The 24,287-nt window shown below is 71.5% G+C and carries 22 protein-coding genes, 1 tRNA gene and 2 pseudogenes; 7 read left to right on the top strand and 18 right to left on the bottom strand.

Annotated elements, in window-relative coordinates; all coding sequences use genetic code 11:
- Positions 1-94 precede the first annotated feature (94 nt).
- Positions 95-556 (top strand): MarR family winged helix-turn-helix transcriptional regulator, encoded by a 462-nt coding sequence (locus tag ACH34S_RS31305; RefSeq protein ID WP_395956439.1) that lies wholly within the window; start codon positions 95-97, stop codon positions 554-556.
- A gap of 24 nt (positions 557-580) precedes the next feature.
- On the opposite strand, the gene ACH34S_RS31300 is transcribed toward ACH34S_RS31305, so the two are convergent.
- Entirely contained in the window at positions 581-997 is a 417-nt protein-coding gene (locus ACH34S_RS31300) for a hypothetical protein (RefSeq protein ID WP_395956438.1), read from the bottom strand.
- A gap of 164 nt (positions 998-1,161) precedes the next feature.
- Here ACH34S_RS31300 and ACH34S_RS31295 point away from each other — a divergent pair, with 164 nt between their 5' ends.
- Positions 1,162-1,899, top strand: a complete 738-nt coding sequence (locus tag ACH34S_RS31295) for a M15 family metallopeptidase (RefSeq protein ID WP_395956437.1) — start codon at positions 1,162-1,164, stop codon at positions 1,897-1,899.
- A 22-nt stretch (positions 1,900-1,921) separates the two neighbouring features.
- On the opposite strand, the gene ACH34S_RS31290 is transcribed toward ACH34S_RS31295, so the two are convergent.
- The 6 genes from ACH34S_RS31290 to ACH34S_RS31265 form a co-directional block, all read right to left on the bottom strand.
- A complete protein-coding gene (locus ACH34S_RS31290; protein WP_395956436.1) occupies positions 1,922-2,089 on the bottom strand; it encodes a hypothetical protein in 168 nt (55 codons plus the stop codon).
- Between the two features lie 92 nt (positions 2,090-2,181).
- Positions 2,182-2,270 (bottom strand) — tRNA-Ser (locus tag ACH34S_RS31285).
- Between the two features lie 60 nt (positions 2,271-2,330).
- Entirely contained in the window at positions 2,331-2,771 is a 441-nt protein-coding gene (locus ACH34S_RS31280; RefSeq protein ID WP_395956435.1) for a hypothetical protein, read from the bottom strand.
- 25 nt (positions 2,772-2,796) lie between these two features.
- Entirely contained in the window at positions 2,797-3,213 is a 417-nt protein-coding gene (locus ACH34S_RS31275; RefSeq protein ID WP_395956434.1) for a signal peptidase I, read from the bottom strand.
- Positions 3,214-3,224: 11 nt separating this feature from the next.
- Positions 3,225-3,488 (bottom strand): hypothetical protein, encoded by a 264-nt coding sequence (locus tag ACH34S_RS31270; protein WP_395956433.1) that lies wholly within the window; start codon positions 3,486-3,488, stop codon positions 3,225-3,227.
- Positions 3,489-3,586: 98 nt separating this feature from the next.
- Positions 3,587-5,767 carry an AAA family ATPase gene (locus ACH34S_RS31265; protein ID WP_395956432.1) on the bottom strand — a complete coding sequence of 727 codons (2,181 nt, stop codon included), beginning with the start codon at positions 5,765-5,767 and terminating at the stop codon, positions 3,587-3,589.
- A 225-nt stretch (positions 5,768-5,992) separates the two neighbouring features.
- Between ACH34S_RS31265 and ACH34S_RS31260 the strand changes: the two genes are divergently transcribed.
- Both ACH34S_RS31260 and ACH34S_RS31255 read left to right on the top strand, forming a co-directional pair.
- Complete coding sequence (locus tag ACH34S_RS31260; protein ID WP_395956431.1) at positions 5,993-6,949, top strand: NAD(P)H-quinone oxidoreductase; 957 nt, start codon at positions 5,993-5,995, stop codon at positions 6,947-6,949.
- Between the two features lie 13 nt (positions 6,950-6,962).
- On the top strand, positions 6,963-7,502 hold the full coding sequence (locus ACH34S_RS31255; protein WP_395956430.1) for a bacterial proteasome activator family protein: 540 nt from the start codon (positions 6,963-6,965) through the stop codon (positions 7,500-7,502).
- 122 nt (positions 7,503-7,624) lie between these two features.
- Here ACH34S_RS31255 and ACH34S_RS31250 read toward each other — a convergent pair whose 3' ends face one another.
- The 8 genes and pseudogenes from ACH34S_RS31250 to ACH34S_RS31215 form a co-directional block, all read right to left on the bottom strand.
- A complete protein-coding gene (locus ACH34S_RS31250) occupies positions 7,625-8,437 on the bottom strand; it encodes a Cof-type HAD-IIB family hydrolase (RefSeq protein WP_395956429.1) in 813 nt (270 codons plus the stop codon).
- Positions 8,438-8,499: 62 nt separating this feature from the next.
- Positions 8,500-9,759 (bottom strand): serine--tRNA ligase, encoded by a 1,260-nt coding sequence (gene serS, locus ACH34S_RS31245; RefSeq protein WP_395956428.1) that lies wholly within the window; start codon positions 9,757-9,759, stop codon positions 8,500-8,502.
- A gap of 67 nt (positions 9,760-9,826) precedes the next feature.
- Entirely contained in the window at positions 9,827-10,633 is an 807-nt protein-coding gene (locus tag ACH34S_RS31240; RefSeq protein ID WP_395956427.1) for a class I SAM-dependent methyltransferase, read from the bottom strand.
- 14 nt (positions 10,634-10,647) lie between these two features.
- Complete coding sequence (locus ACH34S_RS31235) at positions 10,648-12,270, bottom strand: hypothetical protein (RefSeq protein ID WP_395956426.1); 1,623 nt, start codon at positions 12,268-12,270, stop codon at positions 10,648-10,650.
- Positions 12,271-12,384: 114 nt separating this feature from the next.
- Positions 12,385-13,317, bottom strand: a complete 933-nt coding sequence (gene pheA, locus ACH34S_RS31230) for a prephenate dehydratase (protein ID WP_395956425.1) — start codon at positions 13,315-13,317, stop codon at positions 12,385-12,387.
- Between the two features lie 142 nt (positions 13,318-13,459).
- The gene (locus ACH34S_RS31225) at positions 13,460-13,927 is read right to left on the bottom strand and encodes a DUF4446 family protein (protein ID WP_395956632.1); all 468 of its coding nucleotides are present in this window, start codon (positions 13,925-13,927) and stop codon (positions 13,460-13,462) included.
- On the bottom strand, positions 13,927-15,303 hold the full coding sequence (locus tag ACH34S_RS31220) for a glycosyltransferase 87 family protein (RefSeq protein ID WP_395956424.1): 1,377 nt from the start codon (positions 15,301-15,303) through the stop codon (positions 13,927-13,929). The genes ACH34S_RS31225 and ACH34S_RS31220 overlap by 1 nt, the downstream gene beginning before the upstream one ends.
- A gap of 27 nt (positions 15,304-15,330) precedes the next feature.
- A pseudogene (locus tag ACH34S_RS31215) lies at positions 15,331-16,584 on the bottom strand (RNA-guided endonuclease InsQ/TnpB family protein).
- Between the two features lie 116 nt (positions 16,585-16,700).
- On the opposite strand from ACH34S_RS31215, the gene ACH34S_RS31210 reads away from it, so the two are divergent.
- Positions 16,701-18,953 (top strand): hypothetical protein, encoded by a 2,253-nt coding sequence (locus tag ACH34S_RS31210; RefSeq protein ID WP_395956423.1) that lies wholly within the window; start codon positions 16,701-16,703, stop codon positions 18,951-18,953.
- A gap of 664 nt (positions 18,954-19,617) precedes the next feature.
- Here ACH34S_RS31210 and mptB read toward each other — a convergent pair.
- From mptB to ACH34S_RS31195, 3 genes and pseudogenes are all read right to left on the bottom strand, one after another.
- Positions 19,618-20,031: pseudogene (mptB, locus tag ACH34S_RS31205) on the bottom strand (polyprenol phosphomannose-dependent alpha 1,6 mannosyltransferase MptB); the annotation flags it as partial.
- A gap of 305 nt (positions 20,032-20,336) precedes the next feature.
- A complete protein-coding gene (locus ACH34S_RS31200) occupies positions 20,337-21,077 on the bottom strand; it encodes a glycosyltransferase family 2 protein (RefSeq protein ID WP_395956422.1) in 741 nt (246 codons plus the stop codon).
- Between the two features lie 196 nt (positions 21,078-21,273).
- Positions 21,274-21,609 (bottom strand): STAS domain-containing protein, encoded by a 336-nt coding sequence (locus ACH34S_RS31195; protein ID WP_395956421.1) that lies wholly within the window; start codon positions 21,607-21,609, stop codon positions 21,274-21,276.
- Positions 21,610-21,933: 324 nt separating this feature from the next.
- Here ACH34S_RS31195 and ACH34S_RS31190 point away from each other — a divergent pair, with 324 nt between their 5' ends.
- Positions 21,934-22,293 carry a hypothetical protein gene (locus ACH34S_RS31190; protein WP_395956420.1) on the top strand — a complete coding sequence of 120 codons (360 nt, stop codon included), beginning with the start codon at positions 21,934-21,936 and terminating at the stop codon, positions 22,291-22,293.
- A gap of 156 nt (positions 22,294-22,449) precedes the next feature.
- Positions 22,450-24,282, top strand: a complete 1,833-nt coding sequence (locus ACH34S_RS31185) for an asparagine synthase-related protein (RefSeq protein ID WP_395956419.1) — start codon at positions 22,450-22,452, stop codon at positions 24,280-24,282.
- The last annotated feature ends 5 nt before the right edge of the window (positions 24,283-24,287 follow it).

Raw genomic sequence — 24,287 nt, 5'->3', positions numbered from 1 at the left:
CAACTATTCCCCTGGGCGGATGCCCGGGCCTGCTGCTAACGTGAAGATAGTGCACGTTAGTTGAAGCTTCAACCTGTGTTCTATACTCGCCACCATGACCGAACCACGCTGGCTCGACGCCGCCCAGCAGCGCGATTGGCGGGCATTCGTGGACGGCAGCGTCCGGCTCACCGAGATCATGGACCGCGATCTGAAGTCCCGGCACGGACTGTCGGTGTCGGAGTACGAGATCCTCGTCCGGCTGTCCGAGGCGCCGGAGCGGCAGCTGCGCATGGCGGAGCTCGCCGACAACGCCAGCCAGTCCCGCAGCCGGCTGTCGCACACCTGCTCCCGCCTGGAGTCGAAGGGCCTGGTCAAGCGGGACAGCTGCCCCAACGACAAGCGCGGCGTCTACGCGCAGCTGACCGACAAGGGCTTCGCCGCGCTGGAGCGCGCCGCCCGCGACCATGTCGAGACCGTCCGGACCTACTTCATCGACGTGATCGAGCCTCAGGACCTCGAAGCCGTCGGACGCGCCTTCGCCATGGTCCTCAAGCGCCTCGGCCCCTCGAACTGACCGCCCGCACCCCCGCCCCGGGTTCTACAGCGGGACGGTGACGCCGGTGAGGAAGCCCACCGAGACCAAGGTCAGGAACACCCAGGCGAGCATCATGCCGTGGCCGAACGTCCGCCAGCGGCCGCCGACCTTCCACACCAGCAGGCCACCGAGCCCGAACGCCAGCACGAGCAGCGTGACGAACTGCGGCAGCAGGCTCGGGCGGCGGCTCGTCATCAGCGGCGCGTACATCATCACGGCGTCCACGAGCAGGAACGCGCCGAACCCCGACGCCAGCGACTTCACGTCGCGGCCGAGGAAGGCGCGGGCACGCTCCGCGAAGAGCTGGGCCCGGTCCGGCTCCAGCCGTGCGGGCACCGCCTTCTCGGCCTCCACGTCCTGCGCCACGCCGAAGATCTCGTCTTCTAGGCTTGGGAGGTCCCTCTCCTGAGGTTCCGCCATCCCGGCTCCCCTGGGGCCGGACACCACCGGACGACATGCCCGGCGGACGGATGAGGTTCACGGCCCGTCCGTCCCGGCCCCTTTCCGGCGGGCGTGCCGTCAAACGCACCGTAGCGAACCCGGGGTGCCGCGCGCAGGCCACGCGAACGTGCCATGCTGGAAAGATGCCAGGTAGATGGCCTATTCATAGCGCCGCCCTGCTCGCCGCGCTGCTCACGGCGACGCCCGCCGCGGCCGGTTGTGGCCGCGACTCCGGCGGCTCGGACGAGACGTCCCCGCCCACGACGCGGCCCACCGTGTCGGGCACGGCGCCCTCGCAGCCCGCGTCACCGGCCGGGTTCCAGGCGAAGATCGGGAAGGTCACCGCCGGAGACCTGCCGCACTCGTGGCGCCGTGGCTGCCCCGTGCCGCCGTCCGGCCTGCGGATGATCGAGATGACCTACTGGGGCATGGACGACAAGCCGCACCCCGGCGGGCGGCTCGTCGTCAACGCCGGAGAGGCCAAAGACCTGGTCACGGTGTTCGAGAAGCTGTACGACATGCGCTACCCGATCGAGCGCATGGAGCCGGTCGACAAGTACAAGGGCAGCGACTTCCAGTCGATCGAGGCCAACAACACCTCGGCGTTCAACTGCCGTCCGGCGACCGGGTCGAGCTCGTTCTCCCAGCACGCGTACGGCCTCGCGATCGACATCAACCCGTGCCAGAACCCCTACGTCTACGCCGACGGGCACATCGCCCACCCGGACTGCGAGAAGTACAAGAACCGCCGGAACGACGACCCGGGCGTCATCCACGCCGGAGACAAGGTCGTCGACGCGTTCGACTCGATCGGCTGGGGCTGGGGCGGCGAATGGAGCGGCGCCAAGGACTACCAGCACTTCTCGAAGTCGGGCCGCTGAGGTCAGGTCGTGCGGACGGGCGTCAGCCCAGCATCAGGACGGCGACCGCGATGATCGCGACGAGCGCCACCACGGCGGCGACACCGCCGATGAGCGCGAGGTTCGGGCCGGACTTCGGGGTCGGTGCCTGGTTGGCGAAGCTCTGAAACTGGTGGGTGGTTCCTGCCGGATCTTGGGGCGCTTCAGACATGCCGACGAGGGTAACGGATGATATACGACCGAGCCGGCCGCGATTCCGGCGTGTTCCCCATTCCGGGCTTCCAGGCGGTCCGGGCTTCCAGGCGGAGAGTGTGGGATTCGAACCCACGAGGACTGTCCCCAGCCCTGGGCGCTTTCAAGGCGCCTGCACTAGTCCACTATGCGAACTCTCCAGATGACCAACGCCCACGATAGCGGGCACAGGCCCCTGACCTCGACCGCATAAGGCGGGTTCACACCAGCGCGACGGCGGCGTGGGAGTAGTCGCACCCGCAGGGCCCCTTGTCGGACACGAACGGCATGGTCGCCGTGCCCTCCCGCTGCCCCTGCCTGGTCGACGCCGTGACCCGCACCGGCCGGTCGGCGACCGCCCGCGCCTCCCGCTGCGGAAGCATGACCTGGAACGCGCCGGTGTCGAGCAGCGAACACGCCACCGAGCCGCACGAGAAGTACTCCGTCCCCGTACGCCGCGTGACACGGAAGTCGACGCACGGTTGCCCCTCGACACAGATCTGCATGCGCACGCCCTCCACCGTCAGCCGGTCGAGACCCGAAACGGTGACCATCACGGGCCACTGGCACGGCCCGCAGACGATCTCCCCACCGGACGACGAGCAGCCCACGCACAGCGCCAGCACCGCGGCGGCGAGCGGCAGCCGCCTTCCACCGATCATGGACGGTGGGACGCCTCCCGCGCGCTCACGGTTCCACGGCGCCGTCCTCGCCATCGCCGGCCGCGTCGCCTTCACGGTCCGCGGGACGGACGGCGTAGCCGGGGATGGACGGCCAGCGGACGGTCATCACGACCGACTCCTCCTCCGCGCACCACGAATGATCGACGCCGCGTCCCCACACCACATAGTCACCCTGCTCGGCCAGGACGACGTCGCCCTCCGGAAACTCCAGCCGGAACCGGCCGCTGATCAGCACGAGAAGGGCGGTGCGCTTCTCGCCGCTCGTCCACCGGGCGCGCCGCTCGCCCTTCGGGTGCACGCCCCATTTGATCTCGACCTCGTCGCTGTGGCGCAGGTCGCCCGGCGGTTTGAAATGGCCGAGCAGCCAGCCGCTGTCCCCGGCGGCGTCCGGGCCCGCCTTTCCCACGTACACGCCGTCCACAGGCAGGGACCCTAGCGCCGGGGCTCTGCGGGCCAGCGGGCGACGCGCCCGTCCGCCACCGTCCGGCACTCGGCGCAGGCGCGGGGGTGGCCGGCCGACCAGAAATGGCGCAACACGCTGACGGCGTCGCGCCCGATCCCGCACAGCGTGTCCGCGTACCCCACGGCGTGCTCCACACCCGGCTTACCGGAGGCCTTGGACGCGGCCGCCCAGCGTTCGTCAGCGGGCGGGAACGGGCGCCGCAGCAGCGCACCGTCCGCCTGCCGGACGTACATGGCGTCGCACCCGTCGCAGTTCCAGACCTCGCGGCCGGCCGGCTTACGCCGGTTCAGAGGCGCGCCGCAGACCTCGCACACCGCCGCCGGACCGCCGGTCAAGGCTGGGCGGGCCGCTGGTAGGCGAAACCGTCGCCGACCACTGCCGCGAGGGTCAGGTACGCCTCGCGCGTCGCCGGAGCGAGCTGCTCCAGCTCCACCTCCGCGCCCTCCTCCAGGTGGTCGTCGTACGGGATCCGGACGACGGCGCGGCAGCGGCTCTCGAAATGCGCCTGGAGCTTGTCCAGATCGACCTGGCTGCGGGTCCGGTTGCGGACCATCGACAGCACGACGACGCCGTTGCGGACGAGGTGCCCGTGGTCGTGCGCCTCCAGCCAGTCCAGCGTCGCGCTGGCGGAACGGGCGCCGTCCACCGACGGGGAGCTGACCAGGACGAGCTGGTCGGCGAGGCTGAGCACACCCGCCATCGCGGAGTGCAGCAGCCCGGTCCCGCAGTCGGTGATGCAGATCGAGTAGTACTGCTCCAGGACGACGGCCACGGCGGCGTAGTCGTCGGCGCTGAACGCCTCGCTGACCGCGGGGTCGCGGTCGGACGCCAGCACCTCGAGCCGCGCGTTGTTCTGCGAGGTAAACGCCCGGACGTCGGCGTACCGGTGGATCCGGTCCCGGTTGTTGAGCAGGTCGCGGACCGTCGCGGCCGTCTCGAGGCGGACCTTGTCCGACAGCGTCCCGCGGTCGGGGTTGGCGTCCACCGCGATCACGGTGTCGCCGCGCAGCGACCCGAGCATCGAGCCGAGCCCGGTCGTGGTGGTCGTCTTGCCGACGCCGCCCTTCAGCGACATGACGGCGACGCGGTGATGCCCGCCCGCCACCTGGGTGCGCGCCCGCGCGATGAGGTCCTTGCGGCGCAGATCGCCCTGCGACTCCCCCGGATGGATGTTGCCCGCGGTCGCCTTGTAGACGGCCCGGCGCCAGCCCGACGACGGCGCGATGCGGCGCTCGCCGAGCAGGTTCTCGGAGCTGAGGCTGTCGGCGTTCTGCGGATCCTGCGGCATCTGCTGCTGCGGCGGATAGCCGTAACCCTGCAGCGGCTGCCCGGTGTTCGGGTCGACCTGCTGGTACGGCTGCCCCGTGTTCGGGTCGACCTGCTGGTACGGCTGGTACGGCTGGCCCGTGTTGGGGTCGAACTGAGGGGTGTACTGGCCGGTGTTCGGGTCGACCTGCTGGGCGTACGGCTGCCCGGTGTTGGGGTCGACCGGCGGGTACTGCTGACCGGCCGCGTTCGGATCCTGCGCGTAAGGCTGGCCCGTGTTCGGATCGAACTGGGGGGCGTAAGGCTGCCCGGTATTCGGGTCGAACTGCTGGTACGGCTGGCCGGTGTTCGGATCGAACTGCTGGTAGGGCTGCCCGGTGTTGGGGTCGAACTGGGGGGCGTACGGCTGGCCGGTGTTCGGGTCGACCTGCTGGGCGTACGGCTGGTCGATCTGCTGGGCGTACGGCTGGCCGGTGGCGGGGTCCAGGGCCTGGCCGGTCTGGAGGTCGTACGGGACGTACGGCCGGCCGGAGCCGTCGGTGTCCTGCGGGTAGGGGCGGCCGGTCGCGGGGTCGATCGGCTGGTACGCCTGGGCGGTCGCCGCGGGGTCCTGCGGGGCGAACTGGTCGGACGGGTACGGCGGCAGCTGTTCGAGGGGAGGCGCGGAGTTGCCGTTGGCGTCGTACTGCGGCTGCTGCGGCGGGTACGGCGGCTCCGGCGCGCCCTGTGGGGGCTGTGGGGGCTGCGGGGGCTGCGGGGGCTGCGGGGGCTGCGGGGGCTGCGGAGGCTGCGGAGGCTGGGGCTGGTCGTAGCCCTGGTAGGCGCCCGGAGCGGAGTACGGCGGCAGCATTCCCGCGTCGAACGGCTGCTGCGCCTGGCCGCCGTCGTAGGGCGGGGGCTGCGGCGGGCCGAAGTTCTCGGGCGGGAGGCTCTCGGGGGGCTGCTGGAACGTGGGCGGCGGCGCGGCGAGCCAGGGGTTGGCGTTGGGGTCGTGCTGCTCGATCGGGGGCGGGAGCGGGGGGAAGGACTGAGCGGTCTCGTCCGGCGGCGGCGGCACGTTCTCCTGCTCGGCGGGCGGCTGCTGCGCGGCCTGCCCACCGCTCTCCCCGCTCTCGCCGCTCTCGGCGCCTTCGGGGCCCGGCGGAGGGGGTGGGGCCGGCAGCTTCCCGGTCTGATCCCCGCTCATCGCGTCCAGAGAGGCCAGCCGCTCCTCAAGGGAACGCCCGTCGTGCTCGTTCCTTGCCACCGTTCATCCCCCTCGGGCACGCCTCTTATGATCAACACGGTGCGGGTGGGCAAAATGGCCCCCACGCAGGATACCCGTGTGCCAATACCACGCATCCACCGTGGAGATCGACATTTGCGCCGCGCGGGGAGGGCCCCGCGGTGGCGCGTCCGGCCACGTCCGGCACCGTCCATCGGCATCCGATCCCGGACAGTTCGCCGGGCTGGTCCCGGTAGCGTTGCCGGTATGCATGCGATCGTGATCCGCGAGCCGGGGGACGCCGACGTCCTGGAGTGGACGCGGGTCCCCGATCCGGCGCCGAAGCCGGGCGAGGTCCTGATCGACGTGGCGGCGAGCGCGGTCAACCGCGCCGACGTCATGCAGCGTATGGGCTTCTACCCGCCGCCGGAGGGCGCCCCGCCGTATCCGGGCCTGGAAGTGTCGGGACGGGTGGCCGAGCTGGGCGCTGGCGTGTCCGGCCTGGCGCCGGGCGACGAGGTGTGCGCGCTGCTCGGCGGCGGCGGATACGCCGAACGCGTCGCGGTGGACGCGTCGCAGGTCCTGCCCGTACCGCGCGGCGTGGACCTCGTGGACGCGGCCGGGCTCCCCGAAGTCGCCTGCACGGTGTGGTCGAACGTGTTCCAGCTCGCCGGGCTCCGCGACGGGGAGACCCTGCTCGTCCACGGCGGCGGCAGCGGCATCGGGACCCTCGCGATCCAGCTCGCCAAGGCGCGCGGCGCGCGGGTGGTCACGACCGTGGGCAGCGCCGAGAAGGCGGCCCGCTGCCGGGAGCTCGGCGCGGACGTCACCGTGAACTACCGCGAGGACGACTTCGCCGGCGCCGGCCCGTACGACGTCATCCTCGACCTGATCGGCGCGAAGTACCTGGCCAGGAACGTGGACGCGCTCGCCACCGGCGGCCGGCTCATGGTCATCGGGCTGCAGGGCGGCGCGAAGGCGGAGCTGGACATCGGCAAGCTGCTGCGCAAGCGCGCCCTGGTGCACGCGACCACGCTGCGGGCCCGTCCGATCGAGGAGAAGGCTGACATCGTGGCCGGCGTCCGGAAGCATGTGTGGCCGCTGCTGGAGTCGGGCGCGATCCGGCCGGTCGTCGACCGGCGGATCCCGATGCCGGACGCGGCGAGCGCGCACCGGCTGCTCGAAGAGAGCGGTCACGTCGGCAAGATCCTGCTGACCGTGTGAGGATGAGGGGATTATGAGCGAGCCTTCCAAGAAGCAGTCTGAACAGGAACCGCAGGTGCTCGTGGTCGGGCCGAACGGCATCACCGTCGAGGGCTCGGGCGAGGGCGACTCCGAGGGCAAGTCGATCACCGACATGGTCGAGCAGCCCGCGAAGGTGATGCGGATCGGCGGGATGATCCGGCAGCTCCTGGACGAGGTCAAGGCCGCCCCGCTGGACGAGGCGAGCCGGGCCCGGCTGCGGGAGATCCACAAGTCGTCCATCAAGGAGCTGGAGGACGGTCTCGCGCCCGAGCTGGTCGAGGAGCTGGAGCGGCTGTCGCTGCCGTTCACGGAGGGAACGGTCCCGAGCGAGGCGGAGCTGCGGATCGCGCAGGCGCAGCTCGTCGGCTGGCTGGAGGGCCTGTTCCATGGCATCCAGACGACGCTGTTCGCCCAGCAGATGGCGGCCCGCGCCCAGCTCGAGCAGATGCGGCGCGCCCTCCCCGCCGGAATGATGCCCCCGGGCGCGGATGACGACCAGCCCGGCACCCACTCGTCCGGCCCCTACCTGTAGGCAGCCGGGCCGCGAACGAAACCGGCCGCCTCCCGCACCGGGCTCGCGAGGTCCCCTCGCGAAGCCCACGCGGAGGCGGCCGTTCTCATGCCACTCTCATGCCACGACCGCGCCGGAACGTTCTAGTTATCGACGGGGAAGAGGCGTTCCAGGACCTCCGCGACGCCGTCGTCGTCGTTGCTGGACGTCTTGTGCGTGACGGCGGCCAGCACGAGCGAGTGCGCGTTCGCGACCGCGTACGAGGTGCCCGCCCAGGTGAGCATCGGCAGGTCGTTCAGCTGGTCGCCGAACGCGACGACGTCGCCGGACGCGATGCCCTGCTCGGCGCACAGCGCGGCCAGCGCGCTCGCCTTGGTGACGCCGTGCGCGCTCATCTCCAGCAGCCCGCGCCCGGACGAGTTCGTCACCGTCACGAGGTCGCCGACGGCGGCCACGGCCTTCTCCGTGAGCTCGTCGGCGTCGGCGTCGGCGCGGAACGCGAGCAGTTTGGTGGCGCTGCGGTCGGCGAGCCGGTCGGCGGCGACCGGGCGCCCGCCGAGGGCCTCGGCGTCCCAGCGCTCCAGCATGTAGTTGTCCTCGAAGACGAACCCGGTCGGATACTCCACGGCGAACCGGAGTTCGGGCACGAGGGCGCGCAGCCGCGCGATCGTCTCGGCGAGCACCTCGGGCGGCATCTCCGACGTGCTGAGGACGGTGTCGGTGTGCAGGTCGTACACGACGGCGCCGTTCGCGCAGATCGCGACGCCGTGATGTTGGACGGCGGCGGCGACCTCCGTCATCCAGCGCGGCGGGCGCCCGGTCACCATCACGAGCGCCGCCCCGGCCTGTTCGACGCGGGCCAGGGCGGCGACGGTCCGGTCGGAGAGCGTCCCGTCGGAGCGCACGATCGTCCCGTCCAGATCGGTGGCGATCATGCGTGGCGAGGCTTGGGTCATGGCACCTTCCAGGGCAGGTCAGCCCCACCCTAGGCGACATGTCGGACGTGCTTCCCGGCGCCTTAGCGTTTGACGGGTTCCAGCACGTCGAGCCCGAGGAACTTCTGCAGCGCCTCCGGCACGCGGACGGACCCGTCCGCCTGCTGGTGGTTCTCCAGGATCGCGACCATCCAGCGGGTCGTCGCCAGCGTCCCGTTCAGCGTGGCGACCGGGCGGCTGCGGCCGTCGCCGTCCTTGAACCGCACGGCCAGGCGCCGCGCCTGGAACTCGGTGCAGTTCGACGTGGACGTGACCTCCCGGTAGGTGTTCTGCGACGGCACCCACCCCTCACAGTCGTACTTGCGCGCCGCGCTGGACCCGAGATCGCCCGCCGCCACGTCGATCACCCGATACGGGATCTCGACCTTGGCGAGCATCTCCTTCTCCCACTCCAGCAGCCGCAGATGCTCGGCATGGGCATCGCTCGGGTCGCAGTAGGAGAACATCTCCACCTTGTCGAACTGGTGGACGCGGATGATGCCGCGCGTGTCCTTCCCGTAGGAACCGGCCTCGCGGCGGAAGCAGGACGACCACGCCGCGTACCGCCGCGGCAGCGCGTCGATGATCTCGTTCATGTGGTACGCGGCGAGCGGCACCTCGGACGTCCCGACCAGGTACAGCTCGTCCTGCGGAAGCTGGTACACCTCCGCCGCGTGCGCGCCGAGGAACCCGGTGCCCTCCATCGCCTCCGGCTTCACCAGCACCGGCGGGTACATCGGCACGAACCCGGACGCGACCGCCTGCTCGATCGCCAGGTTGAGCAGCGCGTACTGCAGCCGCGCGCCGACGCCCGTCAGGTAGTAGAACCGGGCGCCGGACACCTTCGCGCCGCGCTCCATGTCGATGGCGCCGAGGCTCTCGCCGAGCTCCAGATGGTCTTTCGGCTCGAAGTCGAACTTGGTCGGCTCGCCGACGTGCTCCAGAACCACGAAGTCCTGCTCGCCGCCGGGCGGGGCGCCTTCCTCGATCAGGTTGGGGACGCCCTTCAGCAGCGCGTCGAGTTCCTCGCCGAGCCGGTCGGCCTCCGCCTCGGCCTCCTTGACCTGCTGCGCCAGCTCCTTCGCGCGGCTCAGCAGCTGCTGCCGCTCGTCGCCCTGCGCCTTGGACACCGACTTGCCGAAACTCTTCTGCTCCGCCCGCAGCCGCTCGAACGACGTCAGCGCCGTGCGGCGCCGCCCGTCCAGGTCGAGCAGCCGGCCGACGACGCCGTCATCCTCACCGCGGGCGCGCTGCGAAACGCGCAGCCGCTCCGGATCTTCTCGAAGAGCTCGCAGGTCGATCACAGACCCGAGGCTACCGGCCGAACCCCTCCGGCGCGCACGAGTATCGCCGGTTGTGGATAACCCCGTGTCAGCGGACGCCGCTGGCCAGCAGCGCGTGCGCGGGCAGCGCGACCTGCCCGTCCGCGACCGCGAAGCCCGAGACGATCTCGTCGTACGCCGCCTTGATCCGCGTCACGGTCTCGGCGTCCTGCCGCCCGACGACGTAGCCGTTGCTCCCGACCCTGGACAGCGCGCCCGTCGCCCACCACTCCTCGGGATCGACGACGTGCTCCCACGTCACCTCTTCGACCGCGACCTCACCGATCCCGGCCGACACCACCAGCCGCCGGAACGCGGAGGGCTCGCCGTACTTCATGAACGGCGACTCCGGGACGTCGTCCGGCCACGGCACGCCCGCCTCCTCGATCGCCTCCCGGACGACCCCGAGCGCGCCGCTGCCCGGCATCAGCCAGCAGGTCAGCGCCAGCCGCCCGCCCGGCCGCAGAACGCGCCGCAACTCGCCGATCGCCTTGTCGGGCGTGCCCACGTGGTTGATGACGAAGTTCCCGGCGACGGCGTCGAACGTCCCGTCCGGGAACGGCACCTCCGGCAGGACGGCGACGTGCACGTCCAGCCCTGGCACGTTCCGGCGCGCCATGTCCGCCATGCCGGGATCGGCGTCCATCGCCGACACCACGGCGCCGCGCTCCGCGGCCCCCTGCGACACGAACCCGGGGCCGGTCCCGACGTCGAGGAACCGCGTCCCGTCCACCACGCCCGCGGCGTCCAGCAGCGGCCCGACCATGTGACGGGTGAGCCGGGCGAACCCCCGCTCGTACGCGGACGCCCGCCCGGCCCACAGTTCCCGCTCGTAAAGATCGAAGTCCTTGGCCACCCACGCAGCGTACGTCAGCGCACGTCGACGTAGTCCGCCGGCGTGTCCGACGGGTAGTAACTGCTGCTGCCCTTGTAGGACGCCATCCAGTAACCGTCCGCGGACGCCTTGAACGTCTTCCGGAACCACCCGCTGCTGTCGGTCGTCGTGGCGGCCATCTGCGTCCACGTCGTCGAGCCCGAGCGCTTGAAGTAGACGTACACGGGCGCGTTCGGGCCCGGTCCCGCCACGTCCCGGAAGCGGTAGAGCAGCCCCTTGACCGTGATCGTCCCGCCCTTCTTCACCGGCTCGGGCGAGGCGTTGAAGTCGTACCACTGCGTCCGGTACTTCACGTCGATGTAGTCGGCCGGGGCGACGGCCGGCGTGTTGAGCTCGCTGCCCGCGTACCGGGCGCGCCAGTACCCGTCCTTGTTCACGGGTGTGGGGGTGTTGAAGTAGAAGTTCCCCGGACGGGACATCGTCTGGCTCTGGACGGTCGTCCACGCCTTGCCGTCCGGCGAGAACTCGAGGACCACCGGCAGGTCGCTGACGTTGGTGAAGTCCGGCTTGACCAGAAGCGTCCCGTGCACGCTGAGGGAGTCGCCGTAGGCGTGGGGTTCGGGGAAGGCGTCGAAGCCGGTGATCTCGGAGATGTTCCGGATGTTCAGCGATCCGACGCTCGTCTGGCTGCCGACGTAGAATCCCTCGTCCAGAACCCGTGCGGTCACCGTGCCGGACTTCCCCGCCTCCCGCGCGGCCGTGAAGTAGGTGTGGAAGGTTCCGTCCGCGGCGGTCCGCACCGAGGTGCCGATGCTGCCTCCAAGATCCATCAACGCGCTGGGCACCTCGACCTGGACCTGTGCGTTGGCCGCGGGTACGAGCCCGGCGGCCCCGTACCGGAGGACCTTGCCGTCGACGGCCATCCGCGTGTACGGCGCCACCGTCGACGCCGGCTTTATCTGCGCGGTGATCTCCGTGGCCTGCTTGTTCACGATGAGGGAGGCGCTCTTGTAGGCCGGGCAGAGCTGCATCTGCCGGGGAACGGTGATGCTCGCGTACGGCACACCGCTGGTCTTCACCGTGAACGAGCCGTCGCCGCCCGTCGTCGTCTCGACGTCCGACGCGGTCCTGACCGTCCCGCCCGCCACGGGTTCGGGAGCGTCCTCACGAACCTTCTGGACGAGGACCCGGCCGCTCATGGTCACGTCCGGGTGATCGGCGTCGATGACGCTCGGCGCGCTGGTGAAACCGCTGATCGTGGTCGTGTAGCAGTCGTCCATCAGGCGCCGCAGTGTCCGCGTCAGGCCATCCGCTGTGGTGACCACCACGTCGACGTAGGTGTAGCCGGGCCGGATCTTGATGTCGGGACGGTACTCGGCCTGCCAGACGCCGTCGTTGTCCGTCCCCTCCGTCCGCGTGAGGTCGAAGGAGGCGTAGGGCTCAGCGGTGAGTTCCTGATAGCGCATGAACCCCCGGACGCTCGTGACCCCACTGACCGACTTGGCCCTCAAGCTGAGCTTGGCCACCCTGTCCCTGGCCAGCTGGTCGAAGTCGACCGTCAGGAAGGCGTCCTTCACGTCCGCGTGAGCGGCGTTCGGGACGAGCAGAACCGAAGCTGCGAGCGCAGCCGTCGCGAGCAGAGCCGAATATCGACGCACGGCAAGGTGACCTCTCCACTGAAAACTGTGCAATGGAGACGTCCAAGATCCACAGGCGGTTGGCCTGGAGTGATCACGGTTCGGTCGCGGTCGGGGCCGCGGCGCCGGTCGAGGTCAGCCGGTGCGGATGGATTCGACCCAGGCGGCGGCTTCGGTGAAGTCGTTGTCGTGGGTGCCGCGGCGGATCTCGGGGCGGACCTGGTCGGCGCGGGCGTAGGAGCCGACGAAGCGGACGTCCGCGCAGACGCGGCGCAGGCCCATCAGGGCCTCGCCGACACGGGCGTCGGCGACGTGGCCCTCGAAGTCCATCCAGAACAGGTAGGAGCCGAGGCCGGTGCCGGTGGGGCGCGACTGGATCAGGGTCAGGTTGATGCCGCGGACGGAGAACTCGGTGAGGATCTCCAGCAGGGCGCCGGGGTGGTCTTCGCCGATGAACGCGACGATGGTCGTCTTGTCCTTGCCGGTGGGCGCGGGCGGCGGGCAGGGGCGGTGCAGGACGACGAAGCGGGTGACGGCGTCGGCGATGTCGTGGATGTCCTCGGCGAGGATCGACAGGCCGTAGCGGGCGGCGGCGAAGGAGCCGGCGAGGGCGGCGTCATAGTGGCCGTCGGCGACGTGCTGGGCGGCCTCCGCGTTGGACGTCGCGGCGCGCCATTCGGCGTCCGGGACGTTGCCGAGCAGCCAGCGGCGGCACTGCGGCTGCGCGATCGGGTGGGACGCGACGGTCTTGATGTCGCCGAGTTCCGTGCCGGGCCGGACGAGCAGCGCGAACGAAACCGGCAGGTGGATCTCGCCGACGATGTGGAGCGGGTCGCCGGTGGCGAGCTCGTCCAGCGTGGTCGGTACGGAACCCTCGACGGAGTTCTCCAGCGCGACGACGGCGGTGTCGGCCTCGCCACGGCGGAGGGCGTCCAGGACGGCCGGGACGGTCGCGAGCGGGAGATGCTCGGCTTCGGCGGCGCCGGGCAGGGTCAGCAGCGCGGCCTCGGTAAACGTGCCCTGCGGACCCAGGTAGGCGTAGCGCGCTGGCCTGTTGTCTGCGGTCACGGGTACTCCCGATGCGTGCGTTCCTGGTGGGCGGGATGCGCCTCGCGGGCATGCGAGGTAGAAGACCGAGTCTACTGGGCGGCCGGTCAAACCCGTCCGTCAAGCGCCGGGCCGTAGGGGCACGCGCCGGGTCGTAAGGGGGTCAGGCGCGGGCGGTGGGGGCCTTGCGGTCGCCGTTGCCGTTGCCGAAGTCGGGCAGGGGGTCGTCCATCGTCACGATGGGGCCCTTGCCCAGGCGGGCCGCGCGGAGGGCCTGGTTCTCCTCGGGGGAGAGCATCTCGACCGGGTGCCCGCCCTGGATGGCCTTGGCGTAGGTCCGCGTCTCGGTGCGGCCGTTGATCGAGCTGATGACGATCCCGTCGCCGACCGCGTCGAGCAGGGCGAGCGAGAAGGACCGGTGTCCCGACATCTCCTTGAGGGCGTCGTAGTGGACGATGGCGAGGTCGCGCAGCGCGCGTTCGTCCACCGACCCACTGGCCACCTGGAGCTGGCGCCGGAGCATTTCCTGGCACTCGTCGACGACCTGGTTCACCCGGTTGTGGGCGACCACGGCGATGGACAGCCCCGCAACCCCGGCGACCAGGCCCGCGACGGCCACCGCGACAAGCATCACGGGCTGAGCGTACCCACCCCGGCCTCCCGGCGCGAAGGATCTTCGCGCTTGACCCGCGGTTCGACCCGTTCCACCAGCCAGGTTCCGAGGATGATGATCGACGCGAGCGCCGCGATGCCGAACACGTCACGGATGACCTGGCCCGTGAAAACCGAGACGGCGGAGTGTTCCGGGCCGATCAGCGCCCGTCCCCACCAGGGGATCGGGAACAGGAACAGCAGCCAGAGCCCGAATGCCAAAAGACATCTTCGCGTGTCTCGGCCATCACCGGCCAAAGCGCCGAATACCGCGATCATCCACACAAGGTGGTGGATCCACCCCACCGGGGACAGGACGACCGACAGCAGCCCCACGATCGCGACCGCCGCGAGGACCAGGCTGTACGAATCCGGTCCATCGTTGATATCGGCCGCTTCGGACGCGCGGCGCGCCCATCTGAAGCCGTACCACGCGACGATCGCCGCGAGGAGCAGCCACAGGAGCGTGCGGGCGGGGCCCTCGTCCAGCATCCGCGCGACGATCCCGTGGACGGCCTGGTTGGTGGTGCCGTCGACGGCGCCCGTCCGGTCGCCGCCCTGCAGCAGGGCCCCGAACCAGTAGTCGGCCGAGTCGGACGGCAGCAGCGCGAACGCGCCGAGACTGGCCGCGACCGCCGTGAACAGCGCGTTCCCGAACGCCTCCCGCCGTCCGGTGAGCAGGAAGTAGATGAGGAAGACGCCAGGAACCAGCTTGATCGCCAGCGCGAGGCCGACGAGCAGACCGCGCGGCCAGCGGGGCGTGCGGGCGCAGCAGTCGGCCAGGCACATGGCGAGCAGGAACAGCCCGACCTGCCCGAACCGGAACTGGTCGCGGACGGGGTCCAGCCACGCCATCGCCCCGACCAGGACGCCCGCGGCGAGCGGCGCCCAGCGTCCCGCGCGGCGGAGCAGGTCGCGGAACGCGTAGCAGACGGAGATCACCAGGGCGACGCAGATCAGGCCCGTCCAGACGAGCTGCGCGGCCCGCCAGGAGATGACGGTGAACGGCACGGCGAGCACGGCCGAGAACGGCGGATAGGTGAACGGCAGGAGCTGCGGCGGCTGCGTGAGGACGTCGTACAGCGGGGCGCCGCGCAGGATGGCCCGCCCGCCGTCCCGGTAGACCTCCAGGTCGACGAGCCGCTGATCGGGCTCGTTGCCGAGCCACCGGGTGACGATCGGGGACACCGCGACGACCGCGACGACGACCCCCGCCAGCAGGATCAGGAGATCCTGCGCCGTCCTCCGGTGCGCGGGGGCGGGTGCGGGCTCGGCCGTCCGGCCCCCGGTCGGTTCGCGGGCGTGGGTGCTCCCGGCATCCGCCTCACCGACCACATGCGCCTTGGGACCGTCCACAGCCCGCAGGATATGGCCACTGAGCGGTCACAGCGCTCTTGTAGCCTGAGCGCCTTGACTTCCTCCACCCGCCTGAAGGCGGGGGAATCCAGCGGTCGCCCGCTGAGTTTCCTGCTTCGTCGCCGATCGCCCCGTCCGGGAGGACTCCCGTTGAGGTCTGACACCGGCTCCACAGGCCGAAACCGCCAGCCCGGCGGCCAGGATATTGCGGGCCGCGTTGACGTCGCGGTCGTGGACCGCGCCGCAGCCGCATTCCCACTCCCTCACGTGGAGAGGCTGGGATTCGATGGTGGTCCCGCACATCCGGCAGAGCTTGGAGGAGGGGAACCACCGGTCGATCACGATGAGCTCGCGGCCGTACCAGTCCGCTTTGTACTCCAGCATCGTTCGCAACTACCGCCAGGCCGCATCACTGATGGCGCGGGCCAGACCCCTGTTGCGAACCATATTGCGGACGCTCAGGTCTTCGAGCACGACCGTTTGGTTCTCACGGACGAGCCGAGTCGACAGCTTGTGCAGGTGGTCACGGCGACGGTCGGCGATCCGCGCGTGGATGCGCGCCACACGCCGCCGGGCCTTCCCTCGGTTCTTCGAGCCCCTCTGCTTGCGGGACATGTCCCGCTGTGCCTTCGCAAGGCGCTTCCGGTCACGGCGCTCGTGCCGTGGATTGGGAATTTTCTCCCCGGTCGACAGAGTCACCAGCGACGTGATTCCGGCGTCGACGCCGACCTGATGCGGAGACGGCGCAAGACGGGGGATCGTTTGCTCACACAGCAGGGACACGAACCAGCGCCCGGCCGAGTCCTGGCTGACGGTGACGGTGGACGGATCTACGCCCTCGGGAAGAGGTCTCGACCAGCGAACGTCCAATGGCTTGGAGATCTTGGCCAACGTGAGTTCGCCGTCCCTCCAGCGGAACGCCGATCGGGTGTACTCCGCGCTTTTTCGGGATCTCTTGCGCGATTTGAAACGCGGATACTTCGCGCGCCCCACGAAGAACGCGGCGAACCCCGCATGCAGGTGCCGCAACGCCTGCTGCAACGGAACACTGGACACCTCGGACAAGAACCCCAGCTCCGGTTCGCGTTTCCAGAGGGTGAGCCAAGCCGACGTCTGCGTGTAGGTGACGCGGCGCTGTTCGGTACGCCAAGCACGAGTGCGTTCTTCCAACGCCCTGTTGTAGACCAGCCGAATACAGCCGAACGTGCGCGACAGCTCTGCCGCCTGCTCGGCCGTGGGATAGAAGCGGTACTTGAACGCCCGCTTCACCTGCCGCGCCATGGCTCATATTCTGCCGATCCTCCGGCTCAGGATCGCGCTCTTGTTCGAATCGACGCCACGGTCTCGCGCTTGCTCCCAGGTCGGAAGGCATGGACGTCCGCCGTCAGGGACGTGTGATGACGCTCCGGGGGACCAAGATCGTTACGTTTCTCGCCGTCCTGGTCATGGCGTCTACCGGGTTGGCCTTCGGCTCGTTGACCGGCGCGCCGAACGCGGCCACCGCGCACGCCGAGGTGGCGGGGCGGGTCGTCGTCATCGGCGTTCCCGGGTTGATGTGGAGCGACATCGACCGGGAGAAGACGCCTGCGCTCTGGGGGCTGACCGCCGGAGGGTCGGCCGCGGGGCTCAGCGTGCGGACGACGCGGGTGAACACGTGCCCGACGGACGGCTGGCTGACGCTGTCGGCGGGGCAGCGGTCGCGGCTGCCGAACGGGAACTGCGCGCTGCCGGCCGCGCCGATCCTGCCCGGCCAGCCCTCCCCCACGGGCCCGCCGCCCGCGGGCGGGGCCGTCGCGCCCGGCTGGCCGGCGATCAAGAGCGACAACGCCGACACGAACTACCACGCCCAGATCGGGCTGCTCGGCGACGCCGTCCAGACGGCGGGCGGATGCACGATGGCGGTCGGGCCCGGCGCGGTGTTCGGGGTCGGGAACGGCGGCGGGCGGGTGGACCGCTACGTCACCACGCCCGACCGGGTGACCGCCGCCGACTGGGCGCGCTGCCCGCTCGCCGCGGTCGACGTCGACGACCTGTTCCGCGCCTACATCGACGCGGGCGTCGACATCGAGGGCGAGCAGGAGCCGCTGACGGAGCGCAGGCGCGCCGCCGCCGCGGCCGCCGCCGACCGGCGGGTCGGGCAGGTCATGACCGGGATCCCGGACGGGACGACGGTGCTGCTCGCCGGGCTGTCCGACGTGAGCGTCGACCCGCACCTGCGCGTCGCCATCGCCCAGACCAAGGGAAGCGGCGGGCAGTACAGGCCCGGGTACATGACGTCCAGCGCCACCCGGCAGGACGGGCTCGTCACGCTCACCGACCTGACCGCCACGACGTTGAAGACGCTCGGGCTGCGGCAGCCGAAGGAGGCCGTCGGGTCGGTGTGGCGGTCGCAGCCGTCGTCGGTGCCGACGCAGGAGCGGGTCGAGGCGCTGGAGGACGAGGACGTCGCCGCGCAGGCCATCCGCGCCGTCCAGACGTCGTTCTACTGGGTGCTGTTCGCGACGCAGCTCGTCCTGTACGGGATCGCGGCGATCGCGCTGCGGCGGCTCGGCGGCGACCGCGCTTCGCGGGCGCGGATCCTCGGCGGCACCCGCGTGATCGCGCTGCTCGGCGGCGCGGCGACCGGCGCGTCGTTCCTCGCGGGGCTGCTGCCGTGGTGGCGGGCCGAGAACGCGACGGCCATCCTGATCTGCACCGTGCTCGGCTTCGCGGGACTGCTGACGGGGGTGGCGCTCGCCGGTCCGTGGCGGCGGTCCGCGTTCGCGCCCGGGCTGGTGATCACGCTGGTGACGGCGCTCGTCCTGGCGCTGGACGTGATGACCGGCTCGAACCTCCAGCTGAACACGCTGATGGGCTACACGGCGCTGGTCGCCGGGCGGTTCTACGGCTTCGGCAACCAGGCGTTCTCGCTGTTCGCCGTCGCGTCGATCCTGACGGCGGCGTGGCTGACGGAGTACCCGCTGCGCGCGGGACGCAAGACGCTCGCGCTCGGCATCGTCGCGGCGATCGGCGCGTTCGCGGTCGCCGTGGACGGGCTCCCGGCGTGGGGCAGCGACTTCGGCGGCGTGCTGGCGATGGTCCCGGCGTTCGCGATGCTCGGCCTGATGGTGACCGGACGCCGCGTCTCGCCGCTCAAGCTCGCGCTGTTCTGCCTGGCCGGCGCGGCGCTGGTGCTGTTCATCTCGTACCTGAACTCCAGGAGCGCGAACCCGACGCACCTCGGCCGGTTCTGGCAGGACCTCGCGAACGGCGACGCGTGGGGCGTGGTCGTCCGGAAGTTCAACGCGATGCTGAACAGCCTCGGGTACTGGCCGTTCACGCTGCCGCTCGCCGCCGCGATCGGGTTCCTGTTCTTCGTGCTGGCGCGGCCCACGCGGTGGCGGGTGTCGCTGCTACAGCGCGCGTACGAGCACAGCGTGACGATGCGTCCCGCGCTGCTGTGCGCGCTGACGGTCGGCGTGATCGGGATGCTGGTGAACGACTCGGGCGTGGTGATCCTGTCGGTGGCGTTCAGCCTGTCGACTCCGCTGATGCTCGCCGCGGGCGTCCGGTCGCTGGAGATCGACCTGTGGAACGAAGACTCTGAACCACCAGCGCCGTCAGGATCAGCAGCAGAGTCCACGGAACAACAGTCGGCCGAACGACGGTGAACAGCCAGGACAGGTCGTCGGGGAGCTTGATGCGGGCGGGCGCGCGGGCCGGGAGGTAGGCGAGGCTGAGCGCGGTGGTGTGGGCGAGGAGGATCCAGTCGACCCGCGTCCAGGGCAGCAGCGCCAGCACCGCCCAGCCGAACCCGTCGTACCAGGGCAGCGCGTAGGGGGCGGCTAGGAGCCACGCGAGGACGAACGCCGCCGCGACCCGGCGGTTCTCCGCGTCCCGCGAGAGCGGCGCCCCTGGGGTGTCGTCCTTGGGCAGGGCGCGGACGAGCAGCACGAACAGCGCGAGCCCGACCAGCACGGCGCCGGTCTTGATGATCGTGCGCTGGGAGCCGCGTCCGAGGAACTCGTCGACGAGATGCCAGGGCGTGGCGAACGAGACCATGTCGCTCGCCTCCCGCACCTGGTCGAGGGCGTGCGGACCGGCGAGTGCGTAGGAGATAGCGGTGACGGCCCCGGCGCCGCCGAACAGCGCGGCGAGGCCGCCGATCGGCCGCCAGCGGCGTTCCGTCCAGGCCTCGCGGAGCAGCGCCCAGGCGGGGCCGGCGCCGACGAGCGCCGCCGGAACCTTGATCGCCGCGCCCGCGCCCGCGAGAACGCCCGCGCCGAGCGCCCGCATCCAGCCGGGACGTTCCCGCCCGCTGAAGACGGCGAGCGCGGCGACCATCGGCGCGATCGCGAGGACGTCGTTGTGCGCGCCCGAGACCAGGTGGAACAGCACGAGCGGGTTGCAGGTCCACAGCAGGGCCGTGCGGAGCCGCCGGTCTTCGGTCCTGGACGTCCGGTAGAGGATCAGCGCGGTGATCGCGAACGCGAGCGTGTTCACGACCGACAGGACGAACACGGTCAGCCGCACCGACCCGCTGCCGACCCAGGCGGCGAACGCCTGCTCGCCCGTCGCGATCGGCCCGTACACCGAGGGCGTGGTGCGCCATTCCTCCGGCGCCCCGGCGACGGGGTCCCCCGGCAGGTCGACGGCGCGGGTGGCGTACGGGTCGTGCCCGGTCGCCGCCATCCGCCCGTAGGAGGCGTAGTTGAGGTGGTCGGTGGACCCGACCGGCGGCATGACCATGAACGCGACGGCCGCGAGCAGCCCGGCGATCACCAGCGGCCGGGCCCCGACCTTCCAGCCGCGCCGGACGGCGACGAAGCACATGGCGAGCCCGGCCGCGCCCGCGACGACACCGGCCACGACGAGGCCGATCACCAGGTACGGCGAGGCGTTCACGTCCAGCGAGTACGGCGGGTGGGCGGGCCGCCCGCCGAGCGCGGGCTGGAACACCGACGGGCCCAGCAGGGCGGTGGTGAGGAAGCACGCCAGGCTGAGCCCGATACCGCCGAGCCCGGTCCGGCCCAGCCCGCTGGTTCCGAGTCGGGTCACGGGCGGCTGCCGCGCAGGCCGGTCAGGCGTCGCGTCACGGTGGCGGCCGCCGGGTCGCGGACGGCGAGCGCCCTGGCCACGTCCCGGAACTGGCGGGCGCGGTGCAGCTGGGCGCGCCAGTCGGTGCCGGTGGCGCGGTGCGCGAGCGGGACCTCGACCTCCCTGACGCGGAAGCCCTGGCGGAGCAGGTCGATGGTGAGCGCGGTCTCGACGCCGAACCCGGCGGCGAGCGGCAGCGCGGCGTCGAACGCGGCGCGGGTCAGGCAGCGCTGCCCGTTGAGCGGCGCGGTGGCCTCCCAGCCGGTGGCGCGGCGGATCCCGTCGCGGGACAGCCGGACGACGAACCCGTGCCCGCCGAGCTTCACGGTGGTGGTGAACACGGCGATGGTCATGTCGGCGTCGCCGGCCAGGACGGGTTCGGCGAGCGGGGCGGCCTCGCGGGCGGTGCCGGCGAGGTCGGCGTCCAGGAAGAGCAGGTGGCGGGGCTGGTCGCGGCCGTCGTCGAGCAGCCGGACGGCCTCGGCGCCGCTCTCCATCGCGGCGCCCTTGCCGCGGTTGCGGGTGTGCCGGACGACCCGCGCCCCCGCCTCGCGGGCGGCGCGCCCGGTGCCGTCGGACGAGCCGTCGTCGACCACGACGACGAGGCCCGCGCCGGGGAGTTCGTGCGCGGCCTTGACGGTGGCCGCGATGCGGTCGGCTTCGTCCTTGGCCGGGATGATCACCGCTAGGTCCTGCATATCGGCGATCGTAGTCGGGGTTGGCGGTACGGCGGGTGGCGCGGCGGGGAACGATTCAACCCGTTACCCCCGGGCATGACGGACGCCCCCCGGCGTTAACCGGAGGGACGACCGGCCAGGGGAGGCCGTGCGAGTGAGCGGGGTCGGCGGGTGAGTGGGCGGGGTGCGTGTCGAGTGCGGGCGGTTGCGGGACGGTTCAGCCGGCGTCCATGGCGGGTGCCGCGTCGTTCACGGTGAAGACGGTGTCGAGCCCGGTGACCTGCAGGATGCGCCTGACGGCCGGGCGCGGGGCCGCGAGTTCGAGCTCGCCGCCCTGCTCCTTGAGCCGCTTCATGGCGGCGAGCAGCACGTTCATGCCGGTCGAGTCGCAGAACTCGACGCCGCTGAGGTCGACCACGATGCGGTCGACCTGCTCGCGCAGGAGGCCCGCGAGGGCCGCCTGCAGCCTGGGCGCGGTGTAGAGGTCGAGTTCACCGGTCGCCGTGACGACGGCGTGACCCTCCTGAGACGCGGTCGAGACGTTTAGCTCCACGTCCGGCACACTATCTCGGGAACGGCCCGCGGGCCAGACAGTTCGCCAAGTCCCCTGCGGGGCGGGCGTGTCGCCGCTCGGACGGTCCCGTACCCTTTGAGAACTACGCACCGTGATGTTGTGATTTCGCCCCTGACCAGGGCAGAGGCACGTTCCACAGCGGCCGGGAGCGCGTCGTGGCGCGCGTCACGGCGCGCGGCGCGGCGGGCCTGAGCGCGGGTCCGGGCGAACTCTGCGGTTCCCGTCCCGCGGAGCCCGGGATTAGGGGAGGCTGGACGGGTGCAACAGCGGCAGGGGCACACGCGTGAGGGGGTACGCCGCGCGATGAAGGCGGATCCGAGAGAGACCCGGCTGCGCGAACGCCTGGAGACGATCCGGGCGCGCTCGGCGAAGTCCAGCTCGTGGCGCTCGTCCACCCAGTATCTGAGCCGGCTCGTGAACAAGGGCGGCTTCGTCCCCATCAAGACGCGCCTGTCCCGCGAGGACATCGCCTTCCTGTCCGGCGCCCGCGAGGAGGTCATCGCGTTCGCCGACCTCGGCGTCCGGCTGCTCGAACTGCACCGGCCGCAGGAGGCCGGGGGCATCACCAGCGATCCCGGCAGCCCCATCCGGCGGTGCCGCGCCTGCATGTCGCGGTGGCCGTGCCCGACGTTCCGCGCGATGGCGGAGACGCTCGACCAGTAGGCGCGACGCTCGACCGGTGGGCGCAACCGTCGCATCACTCTGTGTCATGGAAATCACTGTTTGTTCACCGAACGTACGCGCGAGCGCCGTCCGGAGTTCGTCCCGCCGGGTGAGGGGACCGGATGTCGTGGGGTCCCGCCCGCGTGGGGAGTGCTCGTGCGCGTCTATCTCGCCTTATCCGCCCGCCGTGACCGTGAACGGCTGGCGCCGCTGCTGTTCGAGGCCGCGAACCGCGCCATCGGCGCGGCGTTCCCCGTTCCCGGCGACGTGGTGTCGGCCGACTCCTGGACCGCGCCCGGCGGCGGCGCGGCGCTGCTCGGCTGGTCCAACGAGCCCGACTACGAGCTGCTGCCCGGGATCTTCACCGCGAGGCCCGGCCGCGTCCTCGGCTACTGCGGCTACCTCACCGACCCCGAGCACGACGCGGACGCCCTGCTCACCAAGGACGACCTCGGCGACGTCACCGCCGAGCTGGGCGGCGTCTTCGCCGCCTTCCGGGCCGGTGAAGGCGGCGTCACCGCCGCGACCGCGATCGCGCGGGTCTGCCCCGTCTACCACACCGAGACGCGGGGGGTGCGGATCGCCGGGAGCCGTGCGCTGCTCGTCCATCTGGTGGCGCGGGCGCTGGAGACGGGGCTGGCCGCCCCGCCGGTCGACCTGGCGGTGGAGGCGCTGCATCCGATCGTCCGGCACGGGTTCCTGACCAACGACGACACCCCGTTCCGCGGCGTCACGGCCCTTCCCGCCGCGACCGTGTTCGAGGCGGTGCCGGGCGAGCCGACCGTGATCCGCAGGCTGCCGGTGCCGCGGACGGGCCCGGCGCCCCGCGACACGGCGGGCCGCGCGAGGGCCGTGCAGCCGCTCGCGGAGTCGCTCATCGCCGCGGCGGCGCCGCTGGGGCGGCACCGCGAGCCGGTGACGCTGGCGCTGTCCGGCGGCCGGGACAGCAGGCTGATGGCGGCGGCGCTGGCGGCGGCGGGGGTGCGGTTCAGCGCGTCCACGCACGGGTTCGCGGACGACCCCGACGTGATCCTCGGCGGCCGGGTCGCGGCGGCGCTCGGCATCCAGCACGAGGTGCGGCTGACGGTCCCGGAGCCGAGCCGCGACACCGTGGCCGTCCAGCATCCGTTCGTGCGCGCCCATCACATCGTCCGCATGTGCGAGGGCATGAACTCGGCGTACGAGCGGGTGAACTCCTTCCGCCCGTACAGCCTCGTGCCGCAGACGTCCGGGTCGGGCGGGGAGACGTTCCGCGGCGGCTTCCTGTACGACCAGGACGACATCAGCGCCGAGGGGCTGCTCGCCCGGGTCCGGCTGATCTTCCGCGCGGCGGAGCCGATCATGACGCCGGAGGCGAACGCGCTCGCCGCCGCCGAGCACGCCCGCTGGGCCGGCAGGGCGGAGCGGGACGGCTTCGACGTCCTGGACAAGCTGTACCTGTACTACCGGACTGGACGCTGGATCGTCGGCTCGCACAGCGCGGTCCTGATGAACTCGCCGTACTACCACCCGTTCTTCGACAACCGGGTCATCCGCGACGTGCTGTCCCTGCCCGCGTCGTGGCGGCGCAGCGAGGAGCCGTTCTTCCTGCTGCTGCGGGAGCTGGCGCCCGCGCTCGTGCGCATCCCGCCGGAGGGCAAGCGGTGGCGGTTCGACCGGGAACGGCGGCGCCCGCTGCTCGCCGGCCGCCGGGCGTGGCGGACCCGCGCCGCGCTCCCCGCACGGGGCCGGACGGCGTCGTTCAACTGGCGGCTGTCCGGCGACGAGGCGTTCCGCCGGATCTTCACCGAGCAGATCATGGACGGCCCCGCGGCCCTGTTCGAGCTCGTCGACCGGCAGGCGATGGCGGACGTGCTGGCCGACACGACCAGCCGCCGCTACTCCAAGCAGATCTGGCACGCCTACACGCTCAGCGTGCTGCTGTCGGGCGCGTGGCGTGAGCCCGTCCCGAAGCTGTCCCCGGTGAGGATCCCGATCCCCGCGGCCTGATTCAG

The sequence above is a fragment of the Actinomadura sp. 3N508 genome, from assembly GCF_044326375.1.
In the GTDB taxonomy this organism is placed as follows: Bacteria; Actinomycetota; Actinomycetes; order Streptosporangiales; family Streptosporangiaceae; genus Spirillospora.
This window is presented reverse-complemented; position numbering and strand designations above follow the sequence as displayed.